General features: G+C 47.6%; 13 protein-coding genes. 12 read left to right on the plus strand and 1 reads right to left on the minus strand.

The window, feature by feature from the left end; all coding sequences use genetic code 11:
* Positions 1-58 precede the first annotated feature (58 nt).
* Complete coding sequence (gene hypF / locus LIN98_RS09250) at positions 59-2,344, minus strand: carbamoyltransferase HypF (RefSeq protein ID WP_005567279.1); 2,286 nt, start codon at positions 2,342-2,344, stop codon at positions 59-61.
* 295 nt (positions 2,345-2,639) lie between these two features.
* Here hypF and LIN98_RS09255 point away from each other — a divergent pair, with 295 nt between their 5' ends.
* The 12 genes from LIN98_RS09255 (at position 2,640) to fdhF (ending at position 16,840) form a co-directional block, all read left to right on the plus strand.
* Entirely contained in the window at positions 2,640-3,239 is a 600-nt protein-coding gene (locus tag LIN98_RS09255) for a 4Fe-4S dicluster domain-containing protein (RefSeq protein ID WP_249856114.1), read from the plus strand.
* A 32-nt stretch (positions 3,240-3,271) separates the two neighbouring features.
* Positions 3,272-5,293 carry a hydrogenase 4 subunit B gene (hyfB, locus tag LIN98_RS09260; RefSeq protein ID WP_005569887.1) on the plus strand — a complete coding sequence of 674 codons (2,022 nt, stop codon included), beginning with the start codon at positions 3,272-3,274 and terminating at the stop codon, positions 5,291-5,293.
* Between the two features lie 10 nt (positions 5,294-5,303).
* Positions 5,304-6,266 carry a respiratory chain complex I subunit 1 family protein gene (locus tag LIN98_RS09265; RefSeq protein WP_005567275.1) on the plus strand — a complete coding sequence of 321 codons (963 nt, stop codon included), beginning with the start codon at positions 5,304-5,306 and terminating at the stop codon, positions 6,264-6,266.
* Positions 6,267-6,278: 12 nt separating this feature from the next.
* A complete protein-coding gene (locus LIN98_RS09270; protein ID WP_005569885.1) occupies positions 6,279-7,724 on the plus strand; it encodes a hydrogenase 4 subunit D in 1,446 nt (481 codons plus the stop codon).
* A gap of 10 nt (positions 7,725-7,734) precedes the next feature.
* Positions 7,735-8,373: a hydrogenase 4 membrane subunit gene (gene hyfE, locus LIN98_RS09275; RefSeq protein WP_005547333.1), complete on the plus strand. Its 639-nt coding sequence runs from the start codon at positions 7,735-7,737 to the stop codon at positions 8,371-8,373.
* A gap of 4 nt (positions 8,374-8,377) precedes the next feature.
* The gene (locus tag LIN98_RS09280; RefSeq protein WP_005567269.1) at positions 8,378-9,916 is read left to right on the plus strand and encodes a hydrogenase 4 subunit F; all 1,539 of its coding nucleotides are present in this window, start codon (positions 8,378-8,380) and stop codon (positions 9,914-9,916) included.
* Between the two features lie 18 nt (positions 9,917-9,934).
* Complete coding sequence (locus tag LIN98_RS09285) at positions 9,935-11,665, plus strand: hydrogenase large subunit (RefSeq protein WP_005567268.1); 1,731 nt, start codon at positions 9,935-9,937, stop codon at positions 11,663-11,665.
* A gap of 13 nt (positions 11,666-11,678) precedes the next feature.
* Positions 11,679-12,275: a formate hydrogenlyase complex iron-sulfur subunit gene (locus LIN98_RS09290; RefSeq protein ID WP_005569883.1), complete on the plus strand. Its 597-nt coding sequence runs from the start codon at positions 11,679-11,681 to the stop codon at positions 12,273-12,275.
* A gap of 47 nt (positions 12,276-12,322) precedes the next feature.
* A complete protein-coding gene (locus LIN98_RS09295) occupies positions 12,323-13,099 on the plus strand; it encodes an NADH-quinone oxidoreductase subunit B family protein (RefSeq protein ID WP_005547344.1) in 777 nt (258 codons plus the stop codon).
* Positions 13,100-13,233: 134 nt separating this feature from the next.
* Positions 13,234-13,638, plus strand: coding sequence for a formate hydrogenlyase maturation HycH family protein (locus tag LIN98_RS09300; protein ID WP_005569880.1), 405 nt, complete (start codon positions 13,234-13,236; stop codon positions 13,636-13,638).
* Complete coding sequence (gene hycI, locus LIN98_RS09305; RefSeq protein ID WP_014167912.1) at positions 13,628-14,089, plus strand: hydrogenase maturation peptidase HycI; 462 nt, start codon at positions 13,628-13,630, stop codon at positions 14,087-14,089. Before LIN98_RS09300 ends, hycI begins: the two co-directional genes overlap by 11 nt.
* A gap of 597 nt (positions 14,090-14,686) precedes the next feature.
* Positions 14,687-16,840 (plus strand): formate dehydrogenase subunit alpha, encoded by a 2,154-nt coding sequence (gene fdhF, locus LIN98_RS09310; protein ID WP_080986629.1) that lies wholly within the window; start codon positions 14,687-14,689, stop codon positions 16,838-16,840.
* Positions 16,841-16,906: the final 66 nt, after the last annotated feature.

Consider the following 16,906-nt stretch of genomic DNA (forward strand, 5'->3'; position numbering starts at 1 on the left):
ATGTTTTGAACGCTTCATGTGTGAACCACCGTATTGCATACAACTGTAATATTTTGAACTATTCTGTTTTTGATTCGCTGAATTGACCGGCAATCACTACCTGCCCCAAACTCAAGCCGCCATCGCCCATGGGGAATTGGTGGGCGCTTAACACGTTAAATTCTGCTAAATTTTCTCTTACCAATCGGCGTAATAATCGGTTATGCCATACGCCACCCGATAACACGATGGTTTTGCAACCGTGGCGTTCGGCTTGTTGGCAGGCGAGAATGGCGAAGCCTTCAGCCAACGCGTAATGGAAGATAAAGGCTTTGTCGGCCGCGGAGGCGTTGAGGGCGAGCCAGGTTTGCCAGAAGACGGCGAGATCTAATTTATTTTCATTGTTCAACGGCATTAAGATTGGAAGGTCGATTTCGTTTAATGGCAAACGGGCGAGTGTCGACTGTTCGGCGAGCACTTCTAATTGGCAGGCGGCTTCGCCTTCCCAGCTGAGTTGTGGCGGGGTGATGCCTAAGCCGAACGCCACGGCGTCGAAGAAGCGTCCGGCGGAAGAAATCAACGGGCTGTTGATTTTGCGTTCAATGGCGGTGGCGAGAAGTTGCCAGTCGTGATCGGCGCAGGTTTCGGCGACGAGCTCCCGCCAATTTGGCACAAATTGTTGTAAATGCGCCAGCCAGTTGCGCCAAGGCTGTTTGGCGGCAAGATCGCCGCCGGGCAGAGCGACGGCAGGTAAGCCGCCTAAATAGCGCGAGGCTTTTTCATCTGCCAGCAGACATTCGCCACCCCAAAGTTGCCCGTTTTCGCCCATGCCGATGCCGTCCAGCGCCAGCCCGATGACTTGTTCATGACAATGGTGTTCCGCCATGACGCTGACGATGTGGGCGTGGTGGTGTAACACTTCCACATAAGGAATTTGGTATTGCGCCGCCAGTTGTTTGCCTACTTCGTGGGTGAAATAACCGCGGTGTGCGTCGATGGCGATAAGTTCCGGCTTGAATTGGTAGATTTGGCAAAACAGGGCGATATTCGCTTCCAATTGTGACCGCACTTTTTCGTTGGCGGTGTCGCCAATGTGTTGGCTGACGATGGCTTTATTTTGGCGCAACAGACAGAAGGTGTTTTTTAAATCGGAACCGAGCGCCAGCACATTGCGCGGACTGTGGTGATCCAACAGGGTTTCGTCAGGTACATAACCGCGTGCGCGACGCAGGGTTTCCGTACCGTCGAAAGCGGCGCGAACTAAGGAATCGTCGGCGCGCTGCAAAATGTCGCGGTTATGACAAAGAAAATAATCCGCCAAATCACTTAAATTTTGGACCGCACTTTCGTTACCCAAAATCGGCGGTTGTGCGCTTGGGTTAGCGGAGGTCATCACCAGCGGGCGGTTGGCTTCCCGTAACAGTAAATGTTGCAGCGGGTTGCTTGGCAACATCACGCCGATTTCGTTGAGTTTCGGCGCGATCTGTTCCGCCAGCAACGGCACTTTGTGTTTTGCCAGCAAGACAATAGGCGCGGCGGTGCTTGTCAGCAATGTGGTTTCCGCTTCCGTTAAATCCGTTAAAAAAGACAAATCCGGCACCATCACCGCCAGCGGTTTGGTCGGGCGGCGTTTGCGTTCGCGCAGTAATTGCACGGCGTTGGCGTTGGTGGCATCGCAAGCCAGGTGGAAACCGCCGATGCCTTTGACGGCGACGATCCTGCCTCGTTGTAATAAAAGTGCGGTGGTTTTTATCGGTGTTTTTTCATCGGCAAGATTGCCGCGCTTGTCCACCAGCCAAACGTGCGGGCCGCAGACGGGGCAGGCGTTGGGTTGGGCGTGAAAACGGCGGTCGGCGGGGTTTTTATATTCGGCGGCACAATCGGCGCACAGCGGGAAACTCACCATGGAAGTATTTTTGCGATCGTAAGGAATGGCTTTAATAATGGTAAAGCGCGGACCGCAGTGGGTACAGTTAGTGAATGGGTAGTGATAGCGCCGATTGTTCCGGTCGAATAAGTCGTTCAAGCAGGCGGGGCAGGTGGCAGCATCGGGCACGATTTGGGTGTCCATGGCGTTGTTTTCGCTTTCGCGGATTTCAAAGCCTGTAAAGTGCGGTGGATTTTCCCAGCGTTTTTCATGCTGTTGAATGTCGGTGATGAGGGCAAGGAGCGGCAGTTGGGTTTGTAAGTCGTGCAGGAAGTGTTTAAGCTGCTGTTCCGTCGGCGCAAGAAGGCGGATTAATACGCCTTGTCCGTCGTTGTTCACATCGCCGCGCAGGTTATGTCGGTTCGCCAATAGCCAGACGAAGGGGCGAAATCCTACGCCCTGCACTTTGCCTTTGATGCGTAATTCAATGCCTTCCATGTGTTGCCTTCCTTTTTTACTCCGCGTCTCAACTATCTGTTTGAATTTAATAATAAATCTTATTTATGTTCGCAGTAAAATTTTACAAAACGGTAATATCATTAACACCGTTGTCATTTTGATAAAGTTTATTTTACTGCGGTTATATTGTTGTATTTACTGTATTTTATAAAAATGAAAAAAAGTATGATCTCTGTCAAAGAATAAAAACTTTTATATGTGATTTATTTTTAGGCAAGAGTATCCTTATGAAAAGGGTGGTTATTTGACTAACTCTTTTTTATAGGGGGAAAATATGAATCGTTTTGTTATCGGTGATCCGAAAGATTGCATTGGATGCAACACCTGTATGGCCGCTTGTAGCGAAGTGCACAAAGCCTTCGGATTACAATCTTATCCTCGGTTACAAGTCATGCGTAATGATGATATAACCGTTCCAATCCTTTGTCGTCACTGTGATGACTCGCCGTGTGCCACCGTTTGCCCGGTACACGCGATTACACATGAAGGCGACACCATTCAACTCAACGAAAGTTTGTGTATCGGTTGTAAACTGTGCGGTATCGCCTGTCCGTTCGGCGCGATTACCCAACACGGCAGCGTACCGATCGATGCGCCTGCATACTACGAAAGTTTCACTTTCACTGATGCGGTAAAACGTGACATTCGCACCGCGCCGGATAATTCGGAATTGCATAATATGCTAGCATGGCAACCGGGCGTGAAAGCCATTGCGGTGAAATGCGACCTGTGCTATTTCCGTGAACAAGGACCGGCGTGCGTTCAAACCTGTCCGACCAAAACCCTGTTTATCATCAGTGATGAGAGTATTCAAGAAGCTAACCGCAAAAAACGTGAAATGGCAATGATGTCTTCACCTGCTATTCCAAGATAATTTTTTTACTCGTTAATCAATGGAGTGAAATTATGAGTTATTCAATCAGTTTACTCATCACGACCCTGTTGATTTATGTCGTCGGTGCGTTTATTTCGCTAATTTTGAGTCGGAATGAACAACTTTCAATCAATATATCCGGCGTGACCGGTGTACTTGGTGGAGCTTTAGGCATTGTTGCCTGCATCCCCGTTCTTATCAGCAGCGACCCTGTCGTTGATGTTTTCCAAACCCCGTTTGAATTTGCCAATTTTTCAATCCGCATTGACGGATTGGCGGCGTTTATGGTGTGTGTGATTTCTTTGTTGGTTGTGGTGAGCGCACTCTACTCTTTCTCTTATGTCAAAGAGTATAAAGGCAAAGGCGCAGGTTCGATGGGTTTCTTTATGAATTTGTTTATCGCCTCAATGGTTGCCTTGGTGACCTGCGATAATGCGTTCTACTTCCTGGTCTTTTTTGAAATGATGTCGTTGGCGTCTTATTTCCTTGTGTTGACGGAACAAGACGACAACGCGGTGAATGCCGGTTTATTGTATTTCTTCATTGCTCATGCCGGTTCCGTATTAATTATGATCGCCTTCTTCATTTTCTACTGCTATGCAGGCAGTTTTGAATTCGGTGATTTCCGTCAAACCACTCTTTCCGAACCTCTTGCGTTTACCGTGTTTATTTTGGCGCTCCTCGGTTTCGGTGCGAAAGCGGGGATGATTCCGTTACACAGCTGGTTACCGAAAGCCCACCCGGCGGCACCTTCTCATGCGTCCGCCTTAATGTCCGGCGTGATGGTGAAAATCGGTATTTTCGGGATCGTGAAAGTGGGGATCGATCTGTTAGGTGCCACCAATATGTGGTACGGCGTGATTGTGTTAGGCTTCGGTGCGGTGTCTTCGGTGCTTGGCGTACTTTACGCCCTTGCCGAACATGATATTAAAAAATTATTGGCATACCACACCGTCGAAAATATCGGCATCATCATGATGGGCGTGGGTGTTGGCATGATCGGTATCGCCACACACCATCCGGTGCTTGCCACTGTGGGCTTACTCGGCGGTTTGTATCACTTATTGAACCATGCGGTATTTAAAGGCTTATTGTTCTTAGGTGCCGGCTCCATGATGTATCGGTTACATACCAAAGACATGGATTTAATGGGCGGTTTAGGTAAATTAATGCCATATACCGCCTTTTGTTTCTTAATCGGTACCATGGCGATTTCCGCATTGCCACCGTTTAACGGTTTCGTCAGTGAATGGTTTACTTATCAATCCTTGTTCAGCTTAAGCCAAAGCGATGATTTCGTGTTAAAACTTGCCGGTCCGATTGCCATTATCATGCTTGCCTTAACCGGTGCGCTTGCCGCGCTCTGTTTCGTGAAAGTGTACGGTATCAGCTTCGGCGGCGCGCCGCGTAGCGAAAAAGCGGCGAATGCACGGGAAGTGCCGAAACCGATGGTGATTGCCATGGCGATTTTGGCGTTATGTTGCGTGTTGTTGGGCGTGGGCGCTTCCGTGGTTACTCCAATCATTGCGAAAATTTCCACCGCACTTGCCAATACCGAAACCATGACCTTGGCACACAACGGCATTGTGGTTGCGCAAGCCGAACCGAATACGGCGCTTTCTACCCCGATGGTGACCATCATGCTGTTGGCGTTCTTCTTCCTGCCGTTTACCTATTACGCTTTTACCAAAAATCAACGATTATCGGATCGTGCCAAAGGCAATCCGTGGGCTTGCGGTTATGCCTATGAAGCGGATATGGCGGCATCTGCCGGCAGCTTTACCCGTCCGTTGCGCACTATCTTCAAACCGCTTTATACCTTGCGTGAAGTGTTGGATCCTGCGCCGTTAGGCAACAAAGGCGTTCAGGCGTTAATCAAAGGCGCAACCAAAACCGAACCGTTCTGGGAAGAAAAAGTCACCATGCCGATTGCGCATTTCATCCCTTGGCTGGGGACCAAAATTCAATGGCTGCAACAAGGCGACTTCCGCGTGTATTGCGTGTATTTCGTCATTGCCTTGGCGGCGTTACTGCTTTCCATTGCGTTGATGTAGGAGGTTGGTGATGATTACTTTACCTTCAGAAATTGCAACATCCGCCGGAATGTTTGTATTAGCCATCGTGCAAGCCTTGATTTTGCTTGCCCTTGCCCCGTTATTCTCCGGTATTTCACGTATGATCCGCGCACGGATTCAATCCCGTCGCGGTCCGGGCGTGTTACAGGATTATCGCGACATTGCGAAATTAATGAAAAGGCAAAATATTTGGCCGGATAATGCCGGTGCGGTGTCCCGTATCATGCCTTATGTGCTGATCAGCACCGTAATGGTGGTGGCGATGAGTTTGCCGTTGTTTACCCGCGTTTCACCTTTCGGGGCGGGCAGCGATTTAATCACCGTGATTTATTTATTCGCGTTGTTCCGTTTCTTCTTCTCCATCGCCGGGTTGGATTCCAACAGCACCTTCTCAAGTTTGGGCGCAAGCCGTGAAGTGACTTTAGGCGTGTTGGTTGAGCCGATTTTAATGTTGGCGTTTTTGGTCATCGCGTTAATCGCCGGTTCCACCAATTTTGCCGTGATCGGCACACAACTGGCGGATCAAAGCTGGCAATACCCGATAGCCACCGTGGTTGCCTTGGTTGCCGCGTTCTTCGCCGTGTTTATTGAAATGGGTAAAATCCCGTTCGACTTGGCGGAAGCGGAACAAGAATTACAAGAAGGTCCGTTGACCGAATATTCCGGTCCATCCCTTGCCTTATTGAAAATCGGCTTGAGCTTAAAATCCATGGTGGTTGCCGCCATCTTTGTGAGCGTGTTATTGCCATTCGGCGCGGCTCAGGATTTCAGTATAAGTGCGGTCGTTTTCGGCGCCGTTTTCTTCTTCGTGAAATTGTTGGTGGTGTTCGTGTTAGCTTGTGTGTTTGAAAACACGCTTTCCCGTACCCGCTTCATGTTAACAGGACGTTTAACCGTTGTCGGCTTCGGCATTTCTGTGTTGGCGTTTGTGTTTTACTTCACAGGATTGTAAGGAGGAAAAAATATGGAACGTTTAGCTCTGATTACAATCATTTTGCCGTTTGTGGGCATCTTTATTGTAGGCTTAAATAAAACGCATTTTGCCAAATTAGCCACAATTTTCTCCGCCTTAACCACTGCCTGTATCAGCGCCTTGGCGGGGCAGTGGTATTTAAGCGGTCATCAAAGCGTGACTTACGAGTTGGTGGCATTTGATCAAACCGTGATCTTCGGTGTGACGCTGGATGCGGTCAGTACCTTAATAGGCTTTGCCGTAGTTAGCCTCGGTTTCTTGATTTGCTTATATTCCTGCGGCTATTTAACCGATAAAAACCGCGAACATCCGCACAACGGCTTACCGCGTTTTTACGCCTTCCTGCTCATCTTTATCGGCGCCATGGCGGGCTTGGTGTTATCCTCCACCTTGGCGGGACAATTATTGTTCTTTGAAATCACCGGTGGCTGTTCTTGGGCGTTAATTAGCTATTATCAAAGCCCGAAAGCCATGGCGGCGGCAATGAAAGCCTTGATTATCACCCATGTGGGTGCTATCGGCTTATACATTGCGGCGGCCTATTTATTTAGCAAATCCGGTACCTTCTCCATTACGGCGTTGGAACAGTTGGATCCGAGTGCGAAAACCATCGTGTTATTCGGTGTGATGTTCGCCGCTTGGGGTAAATCTGCGCAACTGCCGATGCAAATTTGGTTGCCGAACGCCATGGAAGCACCGACACCGGTGAGTGCCTATTTGCACGCAGCGTCTATGGTGAAAGTGGGTGTGTATATTTTCGCCCGTGCAGTCATGTCTGCCGGTGAAATTCCGTCTATTGTGGGCGAAGTGGGCATCATCATGGCGATGATTACCTTAATTTACGGCTTCCTGATGTACTTGCCGCAAACGGATTTAAAACGCTTGCTGGCGTATTCCACCATCACCCAGTTGTCTTACATTTTTATCGGTATTTCTCTTGCCGCGCTAGGTTCTAAATTAGCCTTCGTCGCCGCCATTGCCTATATCTTCAACCATGCCTTTGCAAAAAGCTTGTTCTTCTTGGTTGCCGGTTCCTTAAGTTATGCCACCGGAACCCGTTCAATGCCGTTATTACAAGGGATCATGCGTACCATGCCGGTAGTCGGTGCGGGATTTGGCGTTGCCGCCTTAGCAATTGCCGGGGTGCCGCCGTTTAACGGATTTTTCAGTAAATTCCCGTTATTTGCCGCCGGGTTTGAGTTAGGTAATGAATATAGCTGGATCACGACATTGATGGTTATCGCTTTGATCGAATCCACCGCAACCTTCGTTTGGTTGTTGTATAAATTCGGACAATGCGTTATCGGACAACCGTCAGAAGCCGTTGCCAAAGCACAACCGATTACGCTTTCTATGAGCGTCGTGTTGGTGATGCTGATGGTAATGTCTGTTTGTTCTGGTTTTATCGCCGCCTATTGGCTGGGTTTGGCAGGTTAAGGAGGAATCTATGTTAATGATAAATGCCCTTGCAAGTTTACTCATTATTACCTCCCTCTGCGTAATTATGGTACGAACCGCCAAAAAATCGGCATTGTTTTATAGCTTGCAATCTTTCGTATTAGTGTTGTTGTTTGTGTATCTTGCCTATGAAATGCAGGCGCACGAACTTTATATGTGGTCAATCAGCGCGTTTATCACCAAAGTGATTTTGGTGCCGGCGATTTTGATTTACGCCATGCGGAATATTGACGAAAGTCAAACGCCCGGCGGAATGAATATCGCTTGGTTGATCCCGATCACAGCAGTGATTGTTTCATTGTGCTACTTTGTTGTCATCCCGATCGATTTACCGTTGGTAGAACATCTCAAACCGGCGCTTTCCGTGTCCTTAAGTCACTTCTTGCTCGGTTTGGTTTGTATCGTCAGCCAACGTAATATCGTAAAACAAGTGTTCGGTTATTGTTTGATGGAAAACGGTTCTCATCTCACCTTAGCCTTATTAGCGAATAAAGCACCAGAATTAGTGGAAATCGGAATTGCCACCGATGCGATATTTGCGGTCATCATAATGGTGGTGCTGGTCAATAAAATTTACCGCACGTTCCATTCATTAGATGCAAAACAACTTATGAGTTTGAAGGGGTAACGCTATGTATGAACAATGGATAATCGCGTTATTGACCGCACCTTTAGCCGTGGCTTTGGCATGCTTTGCCTGTCGCTCGACAAAAAATCGGACAATTTGCACAGCACTTCATGTAACAGGCTTAATCTTGATGGTGGGATTCGCCTTACAAATTATTAACGGTGTACTTACTCAAGGTGACATCAGTGCATTAAATAATTGGGTCTATATCGACAGTCTTTCCGCCATTTTCTTAGGATTAATTGCGGTTGTCGGTACCTTAGCCGGTATTTATTCCATCGGTTATATCGGCACCGAATTACAAGAGGGACATCTGAGCCTTAAGGATTTCTGCAATTATCACGGATTTTTGCACTTATTCTTTTTCACTATGATTATTTCCGTGATTACCAATAATGTGATTCTTATGTGGGTCGCCATTGAAGCGACAACCTTGAGTTCCGCATTTTTGGTGGGAACCTATAAACAAAAAACCTCTCTTGAAGCGGCATGGAAATACATCATCACTTGTTCCGTAGGGGTGGCGTTCGGCTTATACGGCACGATCTTAACCTTTGCGAACGGAAATAATCTGTTGGCGGATCCAAGCCAAGCGATTTTCTGGTCTGCGTTGAATCAACAAGCTGCCGGGTTAAATCCGATGCTCATGTATATCGCTTTTGCGTTCATTCTCATCGGTTTCGGCACAAAGTGCGGTCTGTTTCCGATGCATACTTGGTTATCCGACGCGCACAGTGAAGCCCCAAGCCCGGTAAGTGCGATTTTATCCGCCGTGTTATTGAATTGTGCCATGTTGGTGGTGTTGCGTTACTACATTTTGGTTTCAAAAGCCGTCGGTTCCTCCTATCCGCAAACCTTGTTGTTGGTATTCGGATTACTTTCCGTTTTGGTTGCCGCGTTATTTATCATCGTGCAATTCGACATCAAACGGTTACTGGCGTACTCCAGTATCGAAAACATGGGGCTAATCAGCTTTGCTTTCGGTTTGGGTGGACCTATCGGCGTGTTTGCGGGACTGCTGCACACCATTAACCACAGCTTGGCAAAAACCTTGTTATTCTGTGCTTCCGGTAACATTTTATTGAAATACAAAACCCGTGATATGAACCAAGTCCGCGGCTTATGGCGGGTCGCACCGGTAAGTGCGGTGCTTTTTGCCGGCGGTGCATTGGCATTGGGCGGATTACCGCCGTTTAACGTATTCGTCAGTGAATTTAGTATTGCGGTTGCAGGTATTTATGCGGGAAAAACCTGGTTGGTTATTTTCTGCTTAATCTTGCTCACCATTGTGTTGGCAGGATTAGCGTTAATGATTCTGAAAACCGTTTTAGGAAAACAACCGGATAATATTGAAACGGGAGACGTTAATAAAATCTCATTAGTAGCAATGGCGGTTCTCTTGTTATTAATGTTTGTAATGGGCATTCATATTGCCGAACCCATCTTGCAGTTATTAAAAAGTGCGGTCGGAATCGTACTCGGATCCGAACAAGTATCCTTTGGCGATATGTTAGTTTTACCTTGGCAAAGTTTAGCGAAATGATCGACAAGAGGGGGAAAAATGGAATTAACGAAAAATACATCCGTCGATCCGGGCAAAATGCTTGGCAAAAATTATATTGAAGCAGTCAATGCTAAATTTCCGAATACGATTTTGGACGAGGAGTGGTCAACGCCGAATCAGGTGACGCTCACCATCAAAACCAATATGCTGCCTGATGTGGTGGAGTACCTTTACTATCAACATGAAGGTTGGTTGCCGTTGGTGTTTGGTAATGACGAACGGACGATTCACGGCAATTATGCGGTGTACTATGTGCTTTCCATGGAAGGGGAAGTGAAAACCTTCATCACCATTAAAGCCTTGGTGGATCCCGTTACCTTAGAATTTCCTTCCGTCACGCCGAAAGTGAAAGCGGCGGTGTGGGGCGAACGTGAATTGTTCGATATGTACGGTTTGAAAGCTGTCGGGTTGCCCGATCAACGCCGTTTGGTGTTGCCGGACGACTGGCCGGACGATCTTTACCCATTACGTAAAGACTCTATGGACTATCGCTTGCGCCCCGATCCGACAACAGCGACGGAAACTTACGAATTTATCAATGAAAAAGGCGAGGCGCGTATCGTGCCGATCGGTCCGTTACATATTACGTCCGATGAACCGGGACATTTCCGTTTATTCGTGGACGGCGAAGACATTATTGACGCCGATTACCGTTTGTTCTATGTGCATCGCGGCATGGAAAAACTGGCGGAAACCCGCATGGATTACGACCAAGTGAATTTCCTCGCCGACCGTGTGTGCGGTATTTGTGGGTTTACCCACAGCGTCGCCTACGCCAATTCCGTAGAAAGCGCGCTAGGCATTCAAATTCCAAAACGGGCGCAGTGGATCCGCGCGATTTTGCTTGAAGTGGAACGCTTGCACAGCCATTTGTTGAATTTAGGGCTTTCCAGCCACTTTACCGGTTTTGATACGGGCTTTATGCAGTTCTTCCGTGTACGGGAAAAATCCATGACCTTGGCGGAAGTGTTGACCGGCGCTCGTAAAACTTACGGTATCAACCTCATCGGCGGGGTGCGTCGCGATATGCTGAAACACCAACGTGAGCAATGTATCAAGCTGATTGCGGAAATGCGTGCGGAAATTAAAACCTTGTCGGAAATTCTGCTTTCCACGCCGAACATGGAACAACGCACCGTAGGCGTGGGCATTTTGGCAAAAGACATTGCCCGTGATTTCAGCCCGGTGGGACCGATGATTCGCGGTTCCGGTTTTGCCCGCGATGTGCGCAAAGTGCATCCGTTCTCCGGCTACAGCGATGTGCCTTTTGAATTGTTCACCGAACAGAACGGCGACGTGTTATCCCGTGTGAAAGTGCGGATCAACGAAGTGTTTAAATCCATGAATATCATCGATTACATGGTGGATAACTTGCCGAGTGGCGAAATCCTGAAAGAAGGCTTCAATTACACGCCGGGCCGTTTCGCTTTGGGCATTACCGAAGCGCCGCGCGGTGAAGATATTCACTGGTCAATGCTGGGCGACAACCAAAAATTGTTCCGTTGGCGTTGTCGTGCGGCAACCTATGCCAACTGGCCGACATTGCGTTATATGTTGCGTGGTAATACGGTTTCCGACGCGCCGTTGATTATTGGTAGCCTCGACCCTTGCTATTCCTGTACCGACCGCGTCACCGTGGTTGATGTGCGTAAGCGCAAAGCGAAAACCGTGGATTACAAAGAAATCGAACGCTACGGCATCGAACGTAAAAACTCACCATTGAAATAAGGGAGGCGGAAGCATGTTTAAGTTACTTAAAACCGTATTTAAAGCCGGCGACGTTACCACCAAATACCCGTTCCAACCTTATGAAGTGGATGATGATTTCAGAGGTAAACCGGAACTTAATTCCGATCAATGTATCGTATGCGCCGCCTGCACAATGGCTTGCCCGGCGAACGCTTTAACCATGCGCACCGACCCGGTGACCGGCGACCGCACTTGGTCTTTATTCCTGGGGCGCTGTATTTTCTGCGGTCGTTGTGAAGAAGTGTGCCCGACCAAAGCCATTCGCTTAACGCAGGATTTTGAATTATCGGTAACCAACAAACAGGATCTTTATCAGGAAACCACCTTTGCGACCGTTGCCTGTCAGGAATGCGGTCAACCATTCATTTCCTATAAAGAGCTGAATTACACCATTGATTTATTCAAACAAACTTTGGATGACCCGAATTTGGTTAAACAAAAACTGGCGGTGTTGCATACTTGCCCGGTATGCAAACGCCAAGGTAGCTTAGAAAAAACCGCAAACATGGAATCCAATATGCGGCTGAAACTCATCGACTTCAAAGAACCGGTGCGCCTGAATTTCAAACAAATGATCGAGCAACGGTAAGAAAGTGCGGTGGAAAATTCAAGAGTTTTAGCAGGAGGCGAAAGACGATGAACACACAAATTCCAATGCCGGTCAATGGCATTTCAACGCCATTCAGCATAGATGAAAATATCGCCAAAATGAAACAAACCCTGTTGAAGAATATTCAACGTTCGGCGTATGTCTATCGTGTGGACTGCGGTGGTTGCAACGGCTGCGAAATCGAAATTTTCAGCACCATCACGCCGACCTTCGACGCGGAGCGTTTCGGGATTAAAGTGGTGGCATCGCCCCGCCATGCGGATATTTTGTTGTTCACCGGCGCGGTGACCCGTGCTATGCGCACCCCTGCAATGCGTGCCTACCAAGCGGCGCCCGATCCGAAAATCTGTATTTCTTACGGCGCTTGCGGTTGTGGCGGCGGGATTTTCCATGATCTTTATTGCGTCTGGGGCGGTAGCGATCAAATCGTGCCGATTGACGTGTATATCCCGGGCTGCCCGCCAACCCCAGCGGCAACCATTTACGGCTTCGCCATGGCGTTAGGGTTACTCGATCAAAAACTGAAAGGCAAACAGGAAAAAGCCGATCCGAATGCCGACGCCAAATTGCGTTTTCCGGGCATTCCACTGGATTTGCGTATCAGCTTAGAACGGGAGGCTCGTCGTCTTGCCGGTTATCGCCAGGGTGGCAATATCGCCAATCAATTTATGGCGATGATGTCGGAAGATGACAGCGTGCCGTTCGGTGTGCGTTTAGGGGAATACCTGGAACGGGAAGCGGATCCGCGCCTGAGCGAAATCGTCAACCGTCTGCATGCCATTAGTATGCCGTTTTCGGGGTAAGTTATTGGCTTACATTCTCCCGTAGGGGCGGGTCCTGTGCCCGCCCGAATTTACGTTTGGATAATGGGCGGGCACAGGACCCGCCCCTACAAAAGCAACTCTGTTGCTTAGATGTAAAGCAGTAAGGACGTATCATGACCACCGTAATCTTCTATCTTCTCAACGAACGCTTTGTCGAAAACGAAGAACAAGTGCCGGAGCAGGCGCAGCAAGTAATGTATTACTCTTTGGCAATCGGTCACCATGTGGGTGTGATTGATTGCTTCAAAAAATTGCTGATTTGCGACTACGAGGATTATCAACAATTTGTCGCCGCCTTCCCGGAAGGGGAAGCAAAGCGTAAATTTACAGGGTTAATGAAATTCGGCGAAATCGTGATTGATTCCAGTCATGTGAATTTATTGGCGAAAGCGCTGGACGAAAATAAAGCCCATTTCACCCCGCAACATCAGCAATGGTCCGAAATTTTAATGGACACCTTGGCTTCCATTCAGCGCGAGCCGGTGATGTATATCATGGTGAAACGTCGTGACGAATAACAATATCATTCTCACCGTCGGCAACAGCATGATGGGCGACGACGGCGCCGGTCCGTACCTGTATCAGCTGTTAAATGAAAATCCGTTGGAAAATTGGACCGCACTTGATGGCGGATCCGCGCCGGAAAATGTGGCGCATATCGTGCGGGAACTCAAACCCGAACTTTTGCTGATTTTCGATGCCGCCGATATGGAACTGGCGCCGGGCAAAATCCGCATTATCGAAAAAGAAGCCATCGCCGAAATGTTCTTCATGAGCACGCATAATATGCCGCTTAATTTTTTAATCGAACAATTAGAACAAGACATTAAAAAAATCATCTTTGTGGGCATTCAACCGGATCTGGTTTCCTTCGGTTTTCCCATGACCGATGCCGTCAAAGAATCCGTGCAGTTTATGTATGATTTTTTAAAAGACGGACGGACGCTTGCGGAGATTCCGGTGTTGTAAGAAAAGTGCGGTGGGTTTTGGGCGTAAATCCGGCAACAGCTACATAATCGCGAAAAACACTTGAAAATATGACCGCACTTTTTTGCCGAAAAATAGAATATTCAAACTTAAAATCAGGACATTCAACCTGAAAAACAGGATATTCAACCTAAAAAACAGGATATTGAAAATCTGAAAGACGTTTTAGCAAATCAAAAAGGGCTTTCATATAAAACTATCAGTCACATTGAAAAATTATATCTGGCAGTCGGTTATTCTATTTTTTCCCGCGCTGACCTTATTGCTATTTTAACGCTTACTGCCTCGCCTTCCTCCGATCTGCTTGGAAAAATGCTAAAAATCAGCATTATTAAAAAGGTAGAAGGACAAGGAAAGGGAAAATATCAGTTTATCTAATCGGTTAAAATTATTGTTCCCATCTTTAGCGATGACATAATTTCACTATCAAATCCCAAAATTTACAAAAAACCTGTTCTATATCAATAAATCCATGCTTTTTGTAGGTCTATCCTAGTGTTTAGGAGTATGATGGCTTTGGACAATAACAATAATTTATCCATATCGTGTTGTAGCTCAAATAAGGACATTACTATGGCAATTAAAAAAGTGATTACTGTATGTCCGTATTGTGCCTCAGGTTGTAAAATCAATCTTTTGGTTGAAAACAACAAAATTGTGGGAGCTGAGGGCGCAAACGGCAAGACCAACGAAGGGGAGTTGTGTCTAAAAGGATATTATGGCTGGGATTTCGTACATGACACTAAAATTCTGACTCCTCGCCTGACTCAACCGATGATCCGCTACAAACGTGGCGAACCATTCACCCCGGTAAGCTGGGAAGAAGCGATTTCTTACTCCGCTAACCGTCTCAAAGAAATCTGTGAAAAATACGGTAACGAATCCATTATGGTAACAGGGTCCTCCCGCGGTCCGGGTAACGAAGTGAACTTCGTTATGCAAAAATTCGCCCGTGCGGTATTAGGAAATAACAATGTTGACTGTTGTGCGCGCGTATGACATGGCCCTTCTGTAACAGGTCTGCTCAAATCGGTCGGTAACGGCGCAATGTCCAACTCAATCGTTGAGATTGAAGACACCAAATGTGTATTTATCTTCGGCTATAATGCCTCCACTTCACACCCAATCGTGGCGCGTCGAATTAATCACGCCAAAGAAAAAGGTGCGAAAATCATTGTTTGTGACCCTCGTAAAATCGAGACTGCGCGTATTGCTGATATTTATGCACCACTTGCCAACGGTAGTAACGTGGCATTCTTAAATGCCATGATGAATGTGATTTTGGAAGAGGGGTTACAAGATCAAAAATTTATTGATGAACACACCGAAAACTTCGATGCGTTCTATGAAACCGTAAAAGCCTATACACCGGAATCCACGCAACACATCACCGGCATTGACCCTGAAATGTTGCGTGAAATCGCCCGCACTTATGCGAAAGCGGAAACCGCGACGATCTTGTGGGGTATGGGTGTATGTCAATTCCGCCAAGGGGTGGAAACCGTTCGTGCGTTGGCAAGTTTGGCAATGTTGACGGGTAATCTTGGTAAACCGAATGTGGGTGTAAACCCGGTACGTGGTCAAAATAACGTACAGGGCGCGTGCGATATGGGCGCGTTATTCAACACCTTGCCGGGCTATCAAAGTTTTGCTGATCCGGAAACCAATGCGAAATTCGCCAAAGCCTGGGGAGTACCGTCCATTCCGACCAAACCGGGCGTGCCGTTAAGTGAAGTACCGCACGCAGTGAAAGAAGGCAAACTCAAAGCGTTTTACATCATGGGTGAGGACACCTTACAAACCGAACCTGATATTAACGCTATGAAACAAACCTTCAAGGATTTGGAATTCATTATCGTACAGGATATTTTCATGACCCAAACCGCCGCGGAAGCGGATGTGATTTTACCGGCAACCTCCTGTGCCGAACATGAAGGTGTGTACAGTGCCGCCGACCGTGGTTTCCAACGCTTCTATAAGGCCGTTGAACCGGTAGGCAATGTCAAGGACGACTGGGAAATCATCAGTTTAATAGCGCAAGCCTTAGGCTATCCAATGCATTACAACAACACCAAAGAAATTTGGGACGAATTACGTGAACTTTGCCCGATTTACAAAGGCGCGACCTACGAAAAAATGGAAGGTTTGGGCTACATTCAATGGCCTTGTACCGACGAAGGACCGGAAGACCAAGGTACGCAGTATTTGTATGAAGGACAAATCTTCGACCGCAAAGGCGGCAAAGCCGAATTCTTTGCCTGCGACTGGGAACCGCCGATGGAAGATCTTTCCGAAGAATTCCCGTTGGTACTTTCCACCGTGCGTGAAGTGGGACACTATTCCTGCCGTTCTATGACAGGTAACTGTCGCGCCCTCGCCGCCCTTGCCGACGAACCGGGATTCGTTCAAATGAACGACCAAGACGCCAAAGCACTGGGTATTAAAAACAACGACTTGGTTTGGATTGCTTCTTCACGGGGTAAAGTTATTTCCCACGCCGATGTGAGCACCCGTACCAACAAAGGCGCTTGTTATATGACCTACCAATGGTGGATCGGTAAATGTAACGAACTCACCGCCGAACATTTGAACCCGGGTTCAAGAACGCCGGAATACAAATACAGCGCGGTGCGTATTGATAAAATTGAGGATCAAGCTTGGGCAGAGCACTATGTAGTGGCGGAATATACCAAACTGAAAAACCGCTTAAAACAAACTGCGTTAGTAGCATAAGGTTTGTTTTGATTTAACGAAAATTACAGCCGCACTTTTAAGGGAATCAAAATGATCTATCTCCCC

The sequence above is a fragment of the Aggregatibacter actinomycetemcomitans genome (assembly GCF_023518055.1).
GTDB classification, from domain to species: domain Bacteria; phylum Pseudomonadota; class Gammaproteobacteria; order Enterobacterales; family Pasteurellaceae; genus Aggregatibacter; species Aggregatibacter actinomycetemcomitans.

Bases quoted from the DNA above. Each gene is read 5' to 3' on its own strand.
- hypF (WP_005567279.1), bottom strand. From the start codon at position 2,344: ATGGAAGGCATTGAATTACGCATCAAAGGCAAAGTGCAGGGCGTAGGA.
- LIN98_RS09255 (WP_249856114.1), top strand. From the start codon at position 2,640: ATGAATCGTTTTGTTATCGGTGATCCGAAAGATTGCATTGGATGCAAC.
- hyfB (WP_005569887.1), top strand. From the start codon at position 3,272: ATGAGTTATTCAATCAGTTTACTCATCACGACCCTGTTGATTTATGTC.
- LIN98_RS09265 (WP_005567275.1), top strand. From the start codon at position 5,304: ATGATTACTTTACCTTCAGAAATTGCAACATCCGCCGGAATGTTTGTA.
- LIN98_RS09270 (WP_005569885.1), top strand. From the start codon at position 6,279: ATGGAACGTTTAGCTCTGATTACAATCATTTTGCCGTTTGTGGGCATC.
- hyfE (WP_005547333.1), top strand. From the start codon at position 7,735: ATGTTAATGATAAATGCCCTTGCAAGTTTACTCATTATTACCTCCCTC.
- LIN98_RS09280 (WP_005567269.1), top strand. From the start codon at position 8,378: ATGTATGAACAATGGATAATCGCGTTATTGACCGCACCTTTAGCCGTG.
- LIN98_RS09285 (WP_005567268.1), top strand. From the start codon at position 9,935: ATGGAATTAACGAAAAATACATCCGTCGATCCGGGCAAAATGCTTGGC.
- LIN98_RS09290 (WP_005569883.1), top strand. From the start codon at position 11,679: ATGTTTAAGTTACTTAAAACCGTATTTAAAGCCGGCGACGTTACCACC.
- LIN98_RS09295 (WP_005547344.1), top strand. From the start codon at position 12,323: ATGAACACACAAATTCCAATGCCGGTCAATGGCATTTCAACGCCATTC.
- LIN98_RS09300 (WP_005569880.1), top strand. From the start codon at position 13,234: ATGACCACCGTAATCTTCTATCTTCTCAACGAACGCTTTGTCGAAAAC.